A 16,303-nucleotide genomic window follows, 5' to 3' on the forward strand; every position below is an offset into this window, starting at 1 on the left:
ATGCGTCAGTTAATGTCGTACACCGTGACGTGCGCCACGCTCGGTGTCAAGAGGTCACCGGCAACTTCTCGCCCACCGGACCCCGCACCGTCGCATCACCCTCGGAAACCGCCGTCCGCCTCACCGAAGCGCTGGTCAACGCGCTGCCGCCCCCGGGCGCCTGAGGATTCGGCGCCCGGGGGCGACCGACCGCGAACCCGGGTCGCGGCGCCGCCCGGGCAAGCGCCGCCGGCGGGGCCGCGCGCTCGGGTGAGCGGAACGGCCCCGCCGAATGGGACGAACTGTGCGCGCCGAAATGCACATTCGCCGGGAACGCTGACAGCAGGTCAAAAGTCCGGTTTCATGCGGCGCGCGCGGCGCAGTTGACGCCTGATCTCACTCCCGGTAAAAGCCACCGCGTCCGGAAATGCGGACGCCTGATCGTCAGGCGGCGGCGGTGAGCGGCAGGCCGGCGCGGGCGCTCGCGGCGTACTCGTCGTCGATGGCGACCACGCGCCGTCCGGCGGCGGCCAGCAGCGAGGCGGCGATGGCGGCGCGGTAGCCGCCCGCGCAGTGCACCCACACCTCGCCGCCCGGCACCTCGTCCAGGCGCTTCGGCAGGTCCTGCAGCGGGATGTGCACGGCGCCGTCGATGTGCGACTCGTCCCACTCCAGGGCACGGCGCACGTCGAGGACCACGACCGGGCGGTGGTGCCGGACGGCCGCCAGTTCCTCGAACGACGCCCGCGGGAAGGACGCGAGGTCCTCGGCGCCCGCCCAGCGCTCGGGGCCGCCGGTGGCCGACGCGGCCGGGCGGTCGATCCCGATGCGGACGAGTTCGCGCTGGGCGTCCGCCACGTCCTCGGGCGTCTCCCCCAGCAGCGTCAACGGCGTGCCCCACGGGACGAGCCAGCCGAGGTAGGTCGCGAAACTGCCGTCCAGCCCGAAGTTGAGCGTTCCGGCCATGTGCCCGGCCGCGAACGCCGTCCGGGTCCGCAGGTCGACGACCCACTCCCCGGCCTCGATGCGGCGGCGCAGTTCGGCGGCGTCCGCGCGGCGCGCCTCCGACAGATCGGGCGCCTCCGGCCCGGCGGTGTTGGCCGGCTCCATGTGGGCGTAGTAGGCGGGCCAGGCGTCCAGGCCGGCCAGCAGCCCCTCGACGTACTCCTTCTCGTCCAGGGTGAGCGCGGGATTGCCGCGCTTCTCCCGCCCGATCGTCGACGCCTCGGCCTCGGACTGGGTGGCCGAGCAGAAGCTGCCGAACCCGTGGGTGGGGAAGATCTCGGCGTCGTCGGGCAACTCGCGCGCCAGCCGCCGCACCGAGCCGTACTGGGCGGTCGCGAGGTCGAGGGTGTGGGACGGCCCGAGCAGGTCCGGCCGTCCGGTGGACCCGTACAGCAGCGACCCGCCGCTGAACACCGCGGGCGGCCGGCCCTCGGCCTCCAGGACGTAGGCCAGGTGCGTGAACGTGTGGCCCGGAGTCGCCAGGACCCGCACCCGCATCCGGGAGCCGACCTCGATCACGTCGCCCTCGGCCACCGCGTGGTGCTCGAAGGCCACGGGGTCGGCGGCGTTGAGGTGGTAGGCGGCACCGGTCGCCCGGGCCAGCGCCAGTCCGCCGGTCACGTAGTCGTTGTGGACGTGGGTCTCGAAGACGTCGACGACCGCCACCCGCCGGGCCTCGGCCAGGGCGAGCACCCGGTCGATGTCGCGCTGCGGGTCGATCACGAGCGCGACCTCGCCGTCGGTGACGAAGTAGCTGCGGTCCCCCAGCGTGGGAGTGTCGATCGGAACGATCTCGATCACTGGCCTGCCTCGCTCTCCGTTGTCCGCGATCTGTCGCTCATATACCCCTGGGGGTATCTTTCCTCGCACGTTAGCCGATGGACGAAGCCGGATGCAAATACCCCCTGGGGTATCCTGGAGAGCGCCAGGGGGTGCGGGCAGGCATCGCCCGGGAGGCGCGGCGGCCACCTGGCGAGGGCCACGGTGCCCGCATGCCGCTCCCGTCCGGCCCGGTCGAAACCGTCCCGCGCCGTATACCCTGGCGGGTATTAGGAGGTCAACGTGAGATTCGAGGCTGACTCGCTGGCCGACGTCCTCGTGCGCCTGCGCCGTGCGCAGGGGCAGCTCGGCGGCGTCATCCAGATGATCGAGAACGAGCGGGACTGCAAGGACGTGATCGCCCAGCTGGCGGCGGTCTCCCGGGCGCTGGACCGCGCCGGGTTCAAGATCATCGCAACGGGCCTGGAGAAGTGCGTCCAGGAGGGCGCGGATCCCGAGCAGGCCGCGGTGGACCGCGCCCAGCTGGAGAAGCTCTTCATGAGCCTCGCCTGACCGGTCGGACTTCCCCGCGGCCGGGCGGGAACGAGGGCCGCCGCGTCACCAGCTGATCGCGGCCGCCACCGGCAGGTGGTCGCTGCCGGTGGACGGCAGCGACCACGCCCTCTCCGGCTTCACGCCCCTGACCAGGACCTGGTCGATCCGGACCATCGGGAACCCCGCCGGCCAGGTGAAGCCGAAGCCGTCCCCGGCCGCGTCCTGGGCCGAGCGCATCCGCGACGTGAGGGTGTCGAACGCGCGGTCGTCCATGGTGCCGTTCAGGTCGCCGAGCAGCACCACCCGCTCGTTCTTCTCCGAGGCCACGGCCTCGGCGAGCGCCTGCGTGCCCCTGTCCCGATGGGTCGTCCAGAAGCCCGCCCTGGGATTCACCCGTACGGACCCCAGGTGGGCGACGTACACCGCCAGCGGCCCGTGGTCCGTAGCCACTGTGGTGCGGAATGCCCGGTTGTAGGTCATCTTTTCGTCGGTCGGCTTGGTCTCCCCCAGCGGGCCGTAGTCCATCTTGATGTCGATCGGCCGGGTGTCCGACAGGGGCAGCTTGCTCCACAGCCCGACCGTGCCCTGCACCGTGTGGTGCGGGTACGCCTTCGCCAGTTCCCGCTCGAACATTCCCAGGGCCTGCGAGGTCAGTTCCTGCAGAGCCAGGACGTCCGCCCCGGAGGCGGCCAGGTCGCGGGCGGCACCGACCGGGTCGGGGTTGGCGGCGCCGACGTTGTGGCTGGCCACGGTGAGGTCGCCGCCCGGACCGGACCTGTCGCCGAGCAGCCCGCCGAAGAGGTTCAGCCACACCGCGACCGGCAGCAGCAGCGCGAGCGTCGCGGTGGCGGAGCGGCGCAAGAGCGCGGCGACCAGCAGCACCGGGATGAGCAGGCCGAGCCACGGGAGGACGGTCTCCAGCAGGCTGCCGAGGTGCATGCCACGGTTCGGGACCTCGGCGTGCAGCAGCATGAGCATGGCCAGCAACAGAGCCGGCGCCGCAAGGACCAGGCCACGCTTCCACGGGCCGGGCCGGGAGCCGAGGCGGACCGCGCGGCCGACGGCCGCGCGCCAGGCCCCGGAGCCGGTATCCGGGCCGCCGGTACCGGCCGAGCCGGTCTCCGCCGTGTCCACCTGCGTCATCGTCTGGCCTCGCTCACTGCCGGTCACCCCTGCATCCTGCATGCCGCCCAGTCAACGCGGCGCGATGTTGCCGTCGCGTATGCGGTTTTACATACGCCGGCGATATGCGCCCGTTCGTAGCATCGAGCGCATGCGCGTGCTGATCGTCGAGGACGAGCCCTACATGGCGGAGGCGATCCGCGATGGCCTCCGCCTGGAGGCGATCGCGGCCGACATCGCGGGGGACGGCGACACCGCGCTGGAGCTGCTCGCCGTCAACGCCTACGACATCGCCGTCCTGGACCGCGACGTCCCCGGGCCGTCCGGCGACGAGATCGCCGAGCGCATCGTCGCCTCCGGGAGCGGCATGCCGATCATGATGCTCACCGCGGCCGACCGCCTCGACGACAAGGCCACCGGGTTCGGGCTCGGCGCCGACGACTATCTCACGAAGCCGTTCGAACTGCGCGAACTCGTGCTCAGGCTGCGGGCCCTCGACCGCAGGCGGGCCCACAGCCGGCCCCCGGTGCGGGAGATCGCGGGCCTGCGGCTGGACCCGTTCCGCCGGGAGGTGTTCCGGGACGGCCGCTACGTCGCGCTGACCCGGAAGCAGTTCGCGGTGCTCGAAGTGCTCATCGCCGCCGAAGGCGGCGTCGTCAGCGCCGAGGAACTGCTGGAGCGCGCATGGGACGAGAACGCCGACCCGTTCACCAACGCCGTCCGCATCACCGTCTCGGCGCTGCGCAAACGGCTCGGCGAGCCCTGGGTCATCGCGACCGTGCCGGGCGTCGGCTACCGCATCTCCACCGGGCCGGGAGCCGGAGGTGAGGGCGGCGGGCATGGATAGGGGCCCGGGTCTGAGCGCCCGCCTCCAGCTCACGCTCAGCTACGCCGCGTTCCTCATGCTCGCGGGTGCGCTGCTGCTCGCGGCGGTGTGGGTGTTCCTCCTGCGCTACGTCCCCGACCGCGCGCTCATCGTGCCCTCCGGCACCACCAATACGGGCGTCTTCCCCATCCGGTCGAACCTGCTGCGCGTCTTCGCCCCGCGGGCGGCGGCCGTCCTGGCCTTCCTGCTGGTCTTCGGCCTGGTGGGAGGGTGGATCCTCGCCGGCCGCATGCTCGCCCCGCTGACCCGCATCACCGGCGCCGCCCGGCTGGCCACGGAGGGGTCGCTCTCCCACCGGATCCGGCTGCCCGGCCGCCGGGACGAGTTCCGCGAACTCGCCGACGCCTTCGACGCGATGCTCGCGCGGCTCGAGGCGCACGTCGCCGAGCAGCAGCGGTTCGCGGCCAACGCCTCCCACGAGCTGCGGACCCCGCTGGCGATCTCGAAGACGCTGCTGGACGTGGCCCGCGGCGATCCGGCCCGTGACACCGGCGAGATCATCGACCGCCTCCACGCCGTCAACGGCCGGGCCATCGACCTCACCGAAGCCCTTCTGGTGCTCAGCCGCGCCGACCAGCGTGCCTTCACCCGAGAGCACGTCGACCTCTCCCTCGTGGCGGAGGAGGCCACCGAAGCGCTCCTGCCCCTGGCGGAAAAGCACGGCATCACCATCGAGACCTCGGGCGACATCGCTCCCACCGTCGGCTCACACGCGCTGCTTCTGCAGCTGACCACGAACCTCGTGCAGAACGCGATCGTCCACAACCTGCCCGAACGGGGCACCGCTCGGGTCACGACCAGCGTCCGTCCCGAAACGGTGGTGCTCACCGTTGAGAACACCGGCGAGAACCTCACGGCCCAGCGAGTGTCGACGCTCACCGAGCCGTTCCAGCGCGGGACCGAACGCGTCCACACCGATCACGCGGGCGTCGGCCCCGGCCTGGCGATCGTCAAGTCCATCGCCCACGCACACGGCGGAGCGCTCACCCTCGTCCCGCGCCCCGCCGGCGGGCTCCGCATCACCGTGGAACTCCCGCGGCATTCCCTCGCACCGCTGAACGAAGCACCGGGAAACCGCTCGCGGTGCCCGGTCGGCGAACGGCCGGTCAGCGAACGGAGCGCAGGGTGAGTCTCCGGATCAGGTGCACGTCGGTGTGCGGGCCCGTGGAGGCGGCGAAGCCGAACTTGACGGTGTCGGGCAGGGGCTCGGGAGCCGGGAACCGCAGCACCCGCTGGAAGCCCTTGCCGTCCCGGAAGTCGATGTCCACCGTCACCATCGGGTCGGACCCGGGCGGCACCACGACGCGGACGACCCGCTTCACCGGTTCGAGAAGGGCCTCGGCCCGCTTCGGCTTGACTCGGGCGGGCATCTCCTTCAGAGAGCCGTGGAGTCGGCCGGGAAGCGCGGACGGCCACGGGCCGGTGTCCTTCTTGTTGGCCGTCGTGGCGTCGAGAACGCAGTAACCCTCGGTGCCGTCCCCCGGGCCGCGCGCGGTCACGATGTTGGGCCCGGGAGGAGGCGCCTGGAACCTCGTCCCGGCCGGGGAACGCCGCTCGCAGCCGTTCCCGCGCTGCTCTCCATCGCCGAAGTAGTCGCCCAGCACGTCCAGGCCGATACCGAGGTATCCGCCTTCGACACCCGGGATGAGCCGGCCTTCGGTGCTGCCGTCCGGCAGTTTCTGGGCGTAGCCGAGGCTTCCGCCGAAGGCGCCGGGCGTGGTGAGCCCTTTCTCGCCGTCGGTGAGGAAGAAGGAGATCCCGTCCGCCGGGGTCCGCGTGGTGTTGCCGTACTGCCACTGCTCGAAGGTCACCTCCAGGCCGTCCTCCGCCTGGACCGGCGAGTCGAACAGCACGGCGCCGGTCTCCTCGAAGTGGGCGTCGGTGAGCTGGAGGTAGCCGTGCGGCGCCGCGCCGACCGGCGGAACGGGACCGGCCGGGTCCGGGTGGCAGCCGCCGAGCGGGTGGTTCGCGGCCTCCGCCACCCGGCCCCCGCGGCGCGCGCCCGTCAGGCACGCGGCCCCGTACCCGATGAAGCGCGAGTCGGTGACGGCTCCGGTGAACGACTCCGCGACCAGGACCGCCCTCGGACGCTGCCGCGCCGCCTGGGCGGGACCGGCCGACGCGGCGGCCGCGGCGACTCCGATCAGCGCGACGACACGAAGCATCCCACGTCTCATGCTGGACTCTTCCATTCGAATTCGAAGTGATCTCCCCTGCCGGTTTCATATGACCATGGACTCACGACGAGCTCCAGCAATTGCCGTGCCCGCAGCGGCATTCACACCAATTCATTACGGAAATGCGCGGCATCCCATCAGGCGGTCATGCCTTTCCCATGGCCGGGCTTTCCGCCGCGCGGCGCGGCCCGCCTCCGCTCGCGCTGACAGGTCACGGCATCGCTCCTTCCTCGGCGGGCATCTCCCAGCCGAGCAGGCGCATGGCCTTGCGGGCGACGGGCGGAGCGCCGTACACGCGCAGCCGCCGTCCTTGGCGGATCAGGACCTGCTCGGCCCGGTGCAGGAGAGCCAGGCAGCCGACGTCGATGAAGTCGAGGCGCGTCAGGTCCACGTGCAGGTCCGAGGTACCGGGAGCCGTCATGGTGCGCAAGGTGGCGGCGAGGAGGTCCCGGTTGGACAGGTCGGCCTCGCCTTCGAGCCGAAGCAGCAGGGGGTGGGGGGCGGTGACGACCTTCAGTAGTCCGTCCCGGGTCTCGGTGACGCCCGGACGCGGACTGGGCGGGCTCAGCGTCCCGTGAAGGACGGGCTGAGCGAGCGAGATCGGAGGAGTGGACAGCTCAGCGTAGGGAGTCATGCGCACAGCCTGCTCGCCGCACCACGAGATCGCGCCTGGGGATGTCACTGGCCGATACCCAGGTCCTCCCGGGCCCACGCAAGGCACCAGTGCATCGGCCAGGGTCTTCCCCGGCGCGGTCCAAGGCCATGGGGAGCAAGCCTGGAGACACGTCTTGCGCAGGTCCTCCTTCGGAGCCCCGATCCGGCAGAGCCCGCGCACCTACTCCCCCTGGTAGGGCCGTCGGCCCCGGTCGGTTGGGAGATGCCTGTGAAGGAGCCCGCATGACCACCTCTCTCAACGAACTCGCAATCACCGGGCCGCTGCTCACCGGCCTCGATCTGGACGGCGGCCGGCTCCGGGAACTGCTGTCGCTCGCGGCCCGGCTGAAGGACGGAGCGGTCGGCGAACCGGCCGCGGAGCCGCTGCGGGGCAAGAGCATCGCGCTGGTCCTCCAGCGGCCCGCGCCCCGCTCCCGCGCCGCGGTCGAGACCGCCGCCGCGGAGCTGGGCGCCGGCACCACCGTCCTGTCCGCGGCGTCCCTCCGGAAGCCGCCCGCCGCCACCGCCAGGGCGCTGAGCAGGGACTTCGACGGCATCGCCTACGCCGGCACCGACCACGACGCCCTCGTCCGGCTCGCGCGGGCGGCGACCGTGCCGGTCTGGAACCTCGGCACGGACTCCTGGCGTCCCGTCCAGGCCGTCGCCGACATCCTCACCATGCGGGAGCTGGACGGCGGCGACCTCGCCGGCATCGCCTTCTGCTTCACCGGCGACGCCCGCGCCCCCATCGCCGCGTCGCTGCTCACCACCGGCGCGAGCCTCGGCATGGACGTGCGGATCGCCGCCCCCGTCCACATGCGCCCGCCCGCCGGCGTCCTCAGCCGCGTCCACGACCTCGCGCGCCGCAGCGGCGCCCGCGTCCTCATCACCACCGACGCCCGCGACGCCGTCGCCGGGGCGGGCTTCGTGCACACCGCCGCGTGGGTCACGACCGACCTGCCGTTCCACAGCCTGCTCGCACGCGTGCAGGCCCTCGTCCCGTACCGCGTCACCGGGCAGCTCCTGCGGGCCACCGGCCGGACGGACGCGCGGTTCATGCACGGCCTGCCGGCGGTCCACGACGCCGAGTCCCCGGTCGGCCGCCGCCTCTACCGGCAGTTCGGGCTCACCGGCGCCGAAGTCACCGAGGCGGTGTACGGATCGCCGCAGTCCGTCGTCGTCCAGCAAGCCGCCAACCGCGTACCGGCCGCCAAGGCGCTGCTGCTCAGCGCCTTGGCGCCAGCACGATGAACACCTGAGGGCCCTCCTCGCGCCCGGTTCGGGTCGGCGATCCAAGGAAAAGTTCGACGGCTTGTCGATCCACCGGACCGCCGTTCGACCTCTGGGTGACGGTCCCCTCCACGGGGCCGGCCCGGACGCGTTCAAGGGAGCATTCCGATGGGATTCATCAAGTCCAGCCTCTTCATCTCGCTCGACGGTGTGATCGAGGCGCCGGAGACCTGGCACTTCCCCTACTTCGACGACCAGATGGGCGCCGTGGTCGGTGAACTGATGAACGAGGCCGAGGCGACCCTCCTCGGCCGGACGACCTACGACGGGTTCGCCGCCTACTGGCCCGACGCCGACCCCGCGGACCCGATGACCAAGGCCATGAACAGCGCCCGCAAGTACGTCGTGTCCACCACGCTGACCGAGGCCACCTGGGAGAACTCGACGCTGATCAACGGGGATGTCGCGGCGCGGCTGGCCGAGCTCAAGGCCGGCACCCGGCTCGGCACGACGGGCAGCGCCGCCCTGGTGCGCTGGATGCTCGGGCAGGGCCTGGTCGACGAGCTGCACCTGCTCCTGCACCCGATCGTCGTCGGGCATGGCGACAAGCTCTTCACCGACGGCGAGACGGTGCCTTTGAAGCTGGTGTCCTCCACCACCTTCGAGGGCACCGGCGTGGTTCACCTCGTCTACGCCAACGCCGACTCGTCCACCGGCTGAACCCGCGAGCCTCATCATCGCGCGCCCCGACGAATTGCCTCCGGGCGCGGCGCTTTTGGCGATCCGAATACCGGGTGCCGTTACCGCTTTCTCTGCGCGTAACCGAGGCATTGCGCGGCTATACGGTGCATTGAACGCGAGGCACGTAGGCTCCTTGGCATGCGTGCCGCCCCGCGCCGGGGCGGCACATTCCAGCCGGGGGAACGACCTTGCCGGAACGGTACGGCCCGCAGTTCGGGCCCGACATCACCTTTCTGGGCGTGCCCCGATGCACCTGGTCGGAGCCGTCCACCTACGCCGACGCCGATGTGGTCATCCTCGGGGCGCCGTTCGACGGCGGCACGTCCCACCGGCCGGGGACCCGGTTCGGGCCGCAGTACATCCGCAAGACCTGCTACCTGCCCCAGATGGGCTCGCGGCCGTCGCTGGCCCTGCGGGTGGACGGCCTCCACGGCGACCTCACGGTCTACGACGCCGGCGACGTCGAGATGTACTCCGGCGACGCCGAGCGCTCCGTCCGCGATCTGCAGAAGGCCGTCTCCACCGTCGCCCGCACGGGGACTATCCCGCTCATCCTGGGCGGCGACCACACGATCGCGTGGCCCGACGCCGCGGGCGTCGCCGAGCACGTCGGCGCGGGCCGCGTCTCGATGGTCCACTTCGACGCGCACGCCGACACCGGGGACGTGGCGTTCGGCTCGCTGATCGGGCACGGGCAGCCGATGCGGCGGCTGATCGAGTCCGGCGCGGTGCGCGGCGACCGGTTCCTGCAGCTCGGCCTGCGCGGGTACTGGCCGGGGCCGGAGACCCTCGACTGGATGGCCGGGCAGGGCATGCGCTCCTACGAGATGACCGAGATCGTCGCGCGCGGCCTGGACGCGTGCCTGACCGAGGCGTTCCAGATCGCCACCGACGAGTGCGACGCGGTGTTCCTGTCGGTCGACATCGACGTGTGCGACCCCGGCCACGCCCCCGGCACCGGCACGCCCGAGCCCGGCGGGCTGACCGCGCGGCAACTCCTGGACGCGGTCCGCCGCGTCACCTACGAGCTGCCGGTCGCCGGCGTCGACGTGGTCGAGGTGTCCCCGCCCTACGACCACGCCGACATCACCTCGGCGCTGGCCAACCGCGTGGTGCTGGAGGCGCTGTCGGGCATCGCCCGGCGCCGCCGCGACGCCCGCGACGGCACCTCCTGGGACCCGCGCCGCCCCCTCCTCGACGGCCGTTCCACCGACGGCTGACGACGGCGAGCGGTCCGCGGGCCCCGGCCGCGGGGACGACGCCGTCCGATAGCATCTGCGCCATGTCTGCCGCTTCGTGCGCGGCCGCCTGCGCCGCGGTGACGAGGACGCTCCGCTAGCGGCGGGGCGTTCCTCCACCACCTGACAGAACGTCCGGCCGCTTCGCCGTTCAGCCGAAGCGGCACATTCGTGCTGCTCGGAACCTCTTCTGAGCAACGGAGCACTCGGTGTTCTCAGGCATTCTCTCCGCGCGCCGGGACGCATCGTCCCCGGCGCGCGCGTGGCTGGTGCTGTGCAGCCTGGCCATGCTGCAGTTCTTCATCGCCGTCGACGTGACCGTGGTCAACGTCGCGCTGCCCTCGATCGGCGCCGCCCTCGGCGCGGACGGCCACGCGCTGACCTGGGTCGTGGTCGGCTACACGATCACCGGTGGCGGGCTGCTGATGCTCGGCGGCCGGCTCGGCGACACGCTCGGCAGGCGCCGCGTCCTGCTGCTCGGCACGGCGCTCTTCGGTGCGGCGTCGCTGCTGGCCGGGCTCGCGCCGTCCTTCCCCGCGCTGGTCGCGGCCCGGCTGCTGCAGGGGGCCGGCGAGGCGCTCGCGCTGCCGGCGGCGATGGCGGTGATCGTCCTGCTGTTCCCCGAGGGGCCGCGCAGGTCGCGGGCGCTGAGCGTGTGGGCGGCCGTCGCGAGCTGCGGGCTCGTCCTCGGGTTCGTGGTCTCCGGGGCCGTCACCGAGCTGCTCGGCTGGCGGTGGATCTTCCTGATCTCCGTCCCGTTCATCCTGGCCGTGCTCGCCGCCGCGGTGCTGCTCGTGCCGGGCGAGCGGCCCGCCGGGCGCGCCCCGCTGGACCTGCCCGGCGCGTTCCTGCTGACCGCGGCGCCGCTGCTGTTCACCCTCGGGGTCGTCGAGGCCGGCGCGGCGGGCGGCACGCCGCCCTGGCTGCCGCCGGTCGCGCTGGCCGGGGCGGTGGCGGCCGGGGCCGGGTTCGTCCGGGCCGAGCGCCGCGCGCCGGACCCGCTCGTGCCGCCGCGGTTCTTCCGCAACCGGACGCGCGTCCTGGCCAACCTCGCCACGGCCCTGCTGAGCGCGGCGCTGTCCGCCTCGTTCCTGCTGTTCAGCTACTACCTGCAGGACCGGGCCGGTGCCGGCCCGCTGCGGGCCGGCCTGACGATGCTGCCGCTGGCGGTGTCGCTGATCGCGGCGTCCGTCCTGGTCCCCCGGCTGCTCGGACGGTGGGGCGCGCGGCGCTGCGTCCTCGCCGGGATCGGCTTCACCGCGCTGGCGATGGCCTCCATCGCGCTGGTCGCCCGCACCGGGGCCGCCGGCCCGGCGCTGGTCCCGGCCATGGTGCTCATCGCCGCCGGGATGGGGTTCGGGATCGTCGGGCTGCAGTACGTCGCGGTGACCGGCGTGACCGAGTACGACGCGGGCATCGCCTCCGGCGTCCAGCGGGCCGCCGACCAGCTCGGCGGCTCCACCGGGGTCACCCTGTACGTCGGCGTCGGGTTCGCGCCCGCCCTGGACGGCGCCGACCCGTTCCTGGTCGCCGCCGCGGCGGCCATCGCCGGGCTCGGCGCGGCGGCGCTCGTCGTCCGGCGGATCTCCGCGCCCGCCGGGGCGCTGGAGGAGGCCGTCGAGTGACGGCTACCCGGTCCCGCCGGCCCCGTGGACCACCGCCACCGGGCAGGGCGCGTGCTGGACGAGCGCGTGGCTGACCGACCCCATCAGCAGGCCCCGGAAGCCGCCCAGGCCCCGGGACCCGACGACGAGCAGGCGGGCGCCGCCGGCGGCGTCCAGCAGGACGCCGCGCGGCGGCCCGGTGACGACGGAGATCCGGACGTCCACGCCGGGATGCAGCTCGCGCAGCGGGATCATCAGCTGGGCGAGCCGCTTCTCCGCCGCGTCCCGCATGCCGGCCTCGTCCACCAGCGGCGGCAGGTCCCCGGGCGGCGGCGCGGCCCAGGCGGTCACCGCGTGCACGGACGCCCCGTGCAGTCCGGCCTCGGCGAAGCCCATGGCGAGCGCGGCCCGGGACGCCGGTGAGCCGTCCACGCCGACGACCACGCAGTCCTGGCCGGTCCGGGGGCCGCGCTCACCGCGGGCGATCACCACCGGGCAGGCGGCGTGCGCGACGACCTGGGCGCCGACCGATCCCAGCACCAGCCCGGCGAAGCCGCCGAGGCCCCGCGGGCCCAGCACGATCAGGTCGGCGCTCCGCCCGGCCTCGATCAGCCGCTCGGCGGCCGGTCCCTGGACGAGCAGCCCGCGGACCGGCAGGCCGGGGGCGGTCTCGCGGACGTGCGCGACGCCGCCGTCCAGGGTCTCCTGGGCCAGGGCCCGCAGGTCCACGGCCGGCACCGCGACGGGGCCGCCGAGGAAGGCGTCCCACACGTGGATCACCGTGAGCGGCAGCTCCCGGACGCGGGCCTCCTCGGCGGCCCAGTCCAGGGCCAGGATCCCGTTCTCGGAGCCGTCGTAGCCCGCGACGATCCCGGTGATCGGCTGTGCGTTCATGCGGCCCCCCGTGCCTTGCGCCTCCATGAGTCCGTCACCTCCAGACTCACCGGCAAACCGCCTCCCCGGGAGAGCCGTCCGTCCGAGCGAGAGGGGACCTTCGCCCGCGACCAGGACATGGCCGGGGACGCGGGCATGGAGCGGCTGCTGGAGCAGATCCACGACATCACCGGCCTCCGGGTGGCGACCGGCGCCGGGCGACTTCGCCGCCGCGCTGCTCGACTTCGTCCGGAAGGCGGCGGTTCGGTAGCGTCGGGCGGCATGCGGGTTCATGTGGGGTGCGCGATGTGGGCGCACGCGCGGTGGCAGGGCCGGTTCCTGCCGCCGGCGCTGCCTCCGGCCGAGCGGCTGCGCGCCTATGCGAGCTGGTGCGACGCGGTGGAGGGCAACACCACCTTCTACGCGACGCCGGCGCGGAGCGCGGTGGAGTCGTGGGCGGAGCAGACCCCGCCGGACTTCCGGTTCCTGCTGAAGCTGCCGAAGACGATCACGCATGAGCGGCGGCTCGCGGACGCCGGCGAGGAGCTCCGCGCGTTCCTATGGGCGATGGAGCCGCTGGGGCCGCGGACGCACGCGCTCTGGGTGCAGCTCCCGGGCTCGTTCGGCCCCGGTGACCTCGGCGCGCTGGCCGGTTTCCTGCGCGGGCTCCCCGCCGCCCACCGGTACGCCGTCGAGGTGCGGCACCGGGCCTTCTTCGAGGACGACCGGAGCGCCCGCGACCTGGAGCGGGTGCTCGGCCGGGCCGGCGCCGAATGGGTGCCGTTCGACACCACCGCGTTCTTCACCAGCCCGCCGACCAGCGACGCCGAACGGGACGCGTGGACGAAGAAGCCGCGCGTGCCGCGCCGGTCGGCGGCGCTCACCGACCGGCCGATCGTCCGCTACCTCGGCCGGGACGACACCGAGCGCACCGTCGAGGGCTGGCGGTTCTGGGTGGAGAAGGCCGCCGCATGGGCGCGCGAGGGGCGCTCGCCGACCGTGTTCGTCCACACCCCCGACAACGCCGACGCCCTGGAGCTGGCCCGCCGCTTCCACGACGAGGTGCGGGCCCTGGCGCCGGAGGTGGAGCCGCTGCCGGAGCCGGTCCCGGCGGAGCCGCCCACCCTCTTCTAGGACGTCACGCGCGTCCGGGCGTCACTCGCCCGCGTCCAGCATCGCCCGCGTGGCCTCGTCGACGATGTCGCGCATGGCGCGTTCGGCGGCGTCGGCGTCGCCCGCCTGGACGGCCTGCGCCACCTCCGCGTGCCAGCGGATCGCGGCCGGCTCGGGGCGGGCGGGCATCAGGTGGTGGTGGGTGCGGCCGGCGAGGACGGCGGCGACCAGGCCGCTGAGCGCGGCCATCATCTCGTTGCCGGACGCCTCCAGCAGCGTCCGGTGGAAGAGGACGTCCGCGGTGAGGTAGGACTCCAGGTCGCCGGACCGGCCGTGCACCGCCATGTCCATCACCGCGCCGGTCAGCGTGCCGCACTGGGCGGGGGTGGCGCGGCGGGCGGCGAGCGCGGCGGCGGCCGGCTCCAGCCCGCGGCGCAGCTCGCCGAGCGAGCGCAGCTGCTCGTCGCGGCCCGCGCCGTCCAGCCGCCAGCCGATGATCTGCGGGTGGAAGACGTTCCACCGCATCCGCTCGGCGACCGTGACGCCGACGCGGCGGCGGCTGGTGACCATGCCCATCGACTCCAGGACGCGGATCGCCTCCCGCACCACCGACCGGGACACCCCGAACCGGGACTCCAGCTCCTCGATCCGCAGCACCGCGCCCGCGCCGAGCTCGCCGGACGTGATCAGCATGCCCAGGCGGTCCAGGACGCTGCCGTGCAACCCGGCCTGCGGGATGTCCATCATGGCCCAATCATCACACGAAGCTCGGCATTACTCGCACAAAGATATGATTTTTAGCCCTGATCTCTTGTAAAAAGCAGGTCATTGCGGTCACACTCGGGCGGACCGTCCACCCCTCCTCGCTCCCCGGAGGATGAGAAATGCACACGATCGTGCTGGCCGCGGCGCCGGCCACCGACGGCGGGCGGCTCGTGCCGGCGGCGCTCGCCGGCATCGCGCTGATCGTCGTCCTGATCACCTACTTCAAGGTCCACCCCTTCCTCAGCCTGACGCTCGGCTCGCTGCTGGTCGGCGCCATCGCCGGTCTTCCCATGGCGGACACGTTCGACGCCTTCGGCCAGGGCTTCGGCAAGACCACCGCCGACGTCGGCGCGCTCATCGCGCTCGGCGCCATGTTCGGCAAGCTGCTCGCCGACTCCGGGGGCGCCGACCAGATCGTCGACACCATCGTCGGGCGGTCCAGGCGCGCCTTCCTGCCGTGGGCGATGGCGCTCGTCGGCGCGCTCATCGGCCTGCCGATGTTCTTCGAGATCGGCCTCGTGCTGCTGATGCCGGTCATCTTCCTGGTCGCGCGCCGCTCGGGGCTGTCGCTCATCGCGGTCGGCATCCCGGCGCTGGCCGGGCTGTCGGCGATGCACGGGCTCGTCCCGCCGCACCCCGGGCCGCTCGCCGCCATCGGCGCCCTCAAGGCCGACCTCGGCCTCACGCTGGGCCTCGGCGTGCTCGTCGCGATCCCGACGGTCGCCCTGTCCGGCCCGCTGTTCGCCCGGTTCGCGGCCCGCTGGGTGGACGTCATGCCCCCGCAGCTCTACGTCGACCCCGGCGAAGAGGAGGAGACGAGCCTGGCGAAGGAGGGCCGCAAGCGCCCGTCGTTCGCCGTCACGCTCGCCACCGTGCTGCTCCCCGTCGTGCTGATGCTGGGCAAGGCCGTCGCCGACATCACGCTGGACGAGGGCGGGACCCTCCGCACCGTCCTGGACGACCTCGGCACGCCGCTGATCGCGCTGCTCATCGCCGTCGTCGTCGCGATGTTCACCCTCGGCCTCGGCTCCGGCATGGACCGCCGGGCCGTCTCGTCGTCCACCGCGGAGTCGCTGCCGCCCATCGCCGGGATCCTGCTGATCGTCGCCGCCGGCGGCGGGTTCAAGCAGACGCTGATCGCGACCGGGATCGGGGACCTCGTCGCGGACTGGGTCAAGGACAGCGGGTTCTCCGTGCTGCTGCTCGCCTGGCTGGTCGCCGTCCTCATCCGGCTGGCCACCGGGTCCGCGACCGTCGCCACCGTCACCGCCGCCGGCATCTTCGTCCCGCTGGTCGGCGCCCTCGACAGCGGCGAGACCTCGCTGCTCGTGCTCGCGATCGGCGCCGGCTCGCTGTTCTTCTCGCACGTCAACGACGCGGGCTTCTGGCTGGTCAAGGAGTACTTCGGGCTCAGCGTCGGGCAGAACATCAAGACGTGGTCGCTCATGGAGACCGTCATCTCGGTGTCCGGCCTGGTGTTCGTGCTGCTGCTGAACCTGGTCGTCTAGCGGGGGCGCGGGCCCGGGGCGTCCCCGCCTTGGGCCCGCGCCCACCGATACCCGATCATGGAAGACGGAACACCCACCCACGGGCGGAGCGAGA

15 protein-coding genes are annotated in these 16,303 nt (G+C 73.1%); 9 read left to right on the forward strand and 6 right to left on the reverse strand.

What is annotated here, in order from left to right:
• Positions 1 to 423 precede the first annotated feature (423 nt).
• Complete coding sequence (locus AB0K34_RS26370) at positions 424 to 1,785, reverse strand: MBL fold metallo-hydrolase (protein WP_138633855.1); 1,362 nt, start codon at positions 1,783 to 1,785, stop codon at positions 424 to 426.
• Positions 1,786 to 2,046: 261 nt separating this feature from the next.
• On the opposite strand from AB0K34_RS26370, the gene AB0K34_RS26375 reads away from it, so the two are divergent.
• On the forward strand, positions 2,047 to 2,316 hold the full coding sequence (locus AB0K34_RS26375; protein WP_138633853.1) for a metal-sensitive transcriptional regulator: 270 nt from the start codon (positions 2,047 to 2,049) through the stop codon (positions 2,314 to 2,316).
• Positions 2,317 to 2,361: 45 nt separating this feature from the next.
• Here the strand turns inward: AB0K34_RS26375 and AB0K34_RS26380 are convergent, their stop codons facing one another.
• Positions 2,362 to 3,468, reverse strand: coding sequence for an endonuclease/exonuclease/phosphatase family protein (locus AB0K34_RS26380; protein WP_364551460.1), 1,107 nt, complete (start codon positions 3,466 to 3,468; stop codon positions 2,362 to 2,364).
• Between the two features lie 103 nt (positions 3,469 to 3,571).
• Here AB0K34_RS26380 and AB0K34_RS26385 point away from each other — a divergent pair, with 103 nt between their 5' ends.
• On the forward strand, positions 3,572 to 4,267 hold the full coding sequence (locus AB0K34_RS26385; protein ID WP_138633850.1) for a response regulator transcription factor: 696 nt from the start codon (positions 3,572 to 3,574) through the stop codon (positions 4,265 to 4,267).
• On the forward strand, positions 4,260 to 5,435 hold the full coding sequence (locus AB0K34_RS26390) for a HAMP domain-containing sensor histidine kinase (protein ID WP_364551463.1): 1,176 nt from the start codon (positions 4,260 to 4,262) through the stop codon (positions 5,433 to 5,435). The genes AB0K34_RS26385 and AB0K34_RS26390 overlap by 8 nt, the downstream gene beginning before the upstream one ends.
• On the opposite strand, the gene AB0K34_RS26395 is transcribed toward AB0K34_RS26390, so the two are convergent.
• Positions 5,413 to 6,471 carry a hypothetical protein gene (locus tag AB0K34_RS26395; RefSeq protein ID WP_364551466.1) on the reverse strand — a complete coding sequence of 353 codons (1,059 nt, stop codon included), beginning with the start codon at positions 6,469 to 6,471 and terminating at the stop codon, positions 5,413 to 5,415. The genes AB0K34_RS26390 and AB0K34_RS26395 overlap by 23 nt on opposite strands.
• Positions 6,472 to 6,694: 223 nt before the next feature.
• On the reverse strand, positions 6,695 to 7,117 hold the full coding sequence (locus AB0K34_RS26400) for an STAS domain-containing protein (RefSeq protein WP_364551469.1): 423 nt from the start codon (positions 7,115 to 7,117) through the stop codon (positions 6,695 to 6,697).
• A 263-nt stretch (positions 7,118 to 7,380) separates the two neighbouring features.
• Between AB0K34_RS26400 and AB0K34_RS26405 the strand changes: the two genes are divergently transcribed.
• The 4 genes from AB0K34_RS26405 (at position 7,381) to AB0K34_RS26420 (ending at position 11,971) form a co-directional block, all read left to right on the forward strand.
• Positions 7,381 to 8,388: an ornithine carbamoyltransferase subunit F gene (locus tag AB0K34_RS26405; protein WP_364551472.1), complete on the forward strand. Its 1,008-nt coding sequence runs from the start codon at positions 7,381 to 7,383 to the stop codon at positions 8,386 to 8,388.
• A gap of 147 nt (positions 8,389 to 8,535) precedes the next feature.
• On the forward strand, positions 8,536 to 9,087 hold the full coding sequence (locus tag AB0K34_RS26410) for a dihydrofolate reductase family protein (RefSeq protein ID WP_138633835.1): 552 nt from the start codon (positions 8,536 to 8,538) through the stop codon (positions 9,085 to 9,087).
• Positions 9,088 to 9,296: 209 nt separating this feature from the next.
• The gene (gene speB, locus AB0K34_RS26415) at positions 9,297 to 10,328 is read left to right on the forward strand and encodes an agmatinase (RefSeq protein ID WP_364551475.1); all 1,032 of its coding nucleotides are present in this window, start codon (positions 9,297 to 9,299) and stop codon (positions 10,326 to 10,328) included.
• Between the two features lie 227 nt (positions 10,329 to 10,555).
• Positions 10,556 to 11,971 carry an MFS transporter gene (locus tag AB0K34_RS26420; RefSeq protein WP_364551478.1) on the forward strand — a complete coding sequence of 472 codons (1,416 nt, stop codon included), beginning with the start codon at positions 10,556 to 10,558 and terminating at the stop codon, positions 11,969 to 11,971.
• A 3-nt stretch (positions 11,972 to 11,974) separates the two neighbouring features.
• Here the strand turns inward: AB0K34_RS26420 and AB0K34_RS26425 are convergent, their stop codons facing one another.
• On the reverse strand, positions 11,975 to 12,844 hold the full coding sequence (locus AB0K34_RS26425) for a universal stress protein (protein ID WP_138633829.1): 870 nt from the start codon (positions 12,842 to 12,844) through the stop codon (positions 11,975 to 11,977).
• Positions 12,845 to 12,961: 117 nt separating this feature from the next.
• Between AB0K34_RS26425 and AB0K34_RS26430 the strand changes: the two genes are divergently transcribed.
• Positions 12,962 to 13,957: a DUF72 domain-containing protein gene (locus AB0K34_RS26430; RefSeq protein ID WP_364551481.1), complete on the forward strand. Its 996-nt coding sequence runs from the start codon at positions 12,962 to 12,964 to the stop codon at positions 13,955 to 13,957.
• A 21-nt stretch (positions 13,958 to 13,978) separates the two neighbouring features.
• Here AB0K34_RS26430 and AB0K34_RS26435 read toward each other — a convergent pair whose 3' ends face one another.
• Positions 13,979 to 14,683: an FCD domain-containing protein gene (locus AB0K34_RS26435; protein WP_138633826.1), complete on the reverse strand. Its 705-nt coding sequence runs from the start codon at positions 14,681 to 14,683 to the stop codon at positions 13,979 to 13,981.
• Between the two features lie 137 nt (positions 14,684 to 14,820).
• On the opposite strand from AB0K34_RS26435, the gene AB0K34_RS26440 reads away from it, so the two are divergent.
• Positions 14,821 to 16,209, forward strand: coding sequence for a gluconate:H+ symporter (locus AB0K34_RS26440; RefSeq protein WP_301177280.1), 1,389 nt, complete (start codon positions 14,821 to 14,823; stop codon positions 16,207 to 16,209).
• Positions 16,210 to 16,303 lie beyond the last annotated feature (94 nt).

Source organism: Actinomadura sp. NPDC049382 (genome assembly GCF_040677125.1).
GTDB lineage: Bacteria > Actinomycetota > Actinomycetes > Streptosporangiales > Streptosporangiaceae > Spirillospora > Spirillospora geliboluensis.

What these genes read in the sequence shown, in the direction of transcription:
- AB0K34_RS26385 (WP_138633850.1), top strand. Translation starts at nt 3,572, where the DNA reads ATGCGCGTGCTGATCGTCGAGGACGAGCCCTACATGGCGGAGGCGATC.
- AB0K34_RS26390 (WP_364551463.1), top strand. Translation starts at nt 4,260, where the DNA reads ATGGATAGGGGCCCGGGTCTGAGCGCCCGCCTCCAGCTCACGCTCAGC.
- AB0K34_RS26395 (WP_364551466.1), bottom strand. Translation starts at nt 6,471, where the DNA reads ATGCTTCGTGTCGTCGCGCTGATCGGAGTCGCCGCGGCCGCCGCGTCG.
- AB0K34_RS26400 (WP_364551469.1), bottom strand. Translation starts at nt 7,117, where the DNA reads ATGACTCCCTACGCTGAGCTGTCCACTCCTCCGATCTCGCTCGCTCAG.
- AB0K34_RS26405 (WP_364551472.1), top strand. Translation starts at nt 7,381, where the DNA reads ATGACCACCTCTCTCAACGAACTCGCAATCACCGGGCCGCTGCTCACC.
- AB0K34_RS26410 (WP_138633835.1), top strand. Translation starts at nt 8,536, where the DNA reads ATGGGATTCATCAAGTCCAGCCTCTTCATCTCGCTCGACGGTGTGATC.
- AB0K34_RS26425 (WP_138633829.1), bottom strand. Translation starts at nt 12,844, where the DNA reads ATGAACGCACAGCCGATCACCGGGATCGTCGCGGGCTACGACGGCTCC.
- AB0K34_RS26430 (WP_364551481.1), top strand. Translation starts at nt 12,962, where the DNA reads ATGGCCGGGGACGCGGGCATGGAGCGGCTGCTGGAGCAGATCCACGAC.
- AB0K34_RS26435 (WP_138633826.1), bottom strand. Translation starts at nt 14,683, where the DNA reads ATGATGGACATCCCGCAGGCCGGGTTGCACGGCAGCGTCCTGGACCGC.
- AB0K34_RS26440 (WP_301177280.1), top strand. Translation starts at nt 14,821, where the DNA reads ATGCACACGATCGTGCTGGCCGCGGCGCCGGCCACCGACGGCGGGCGG.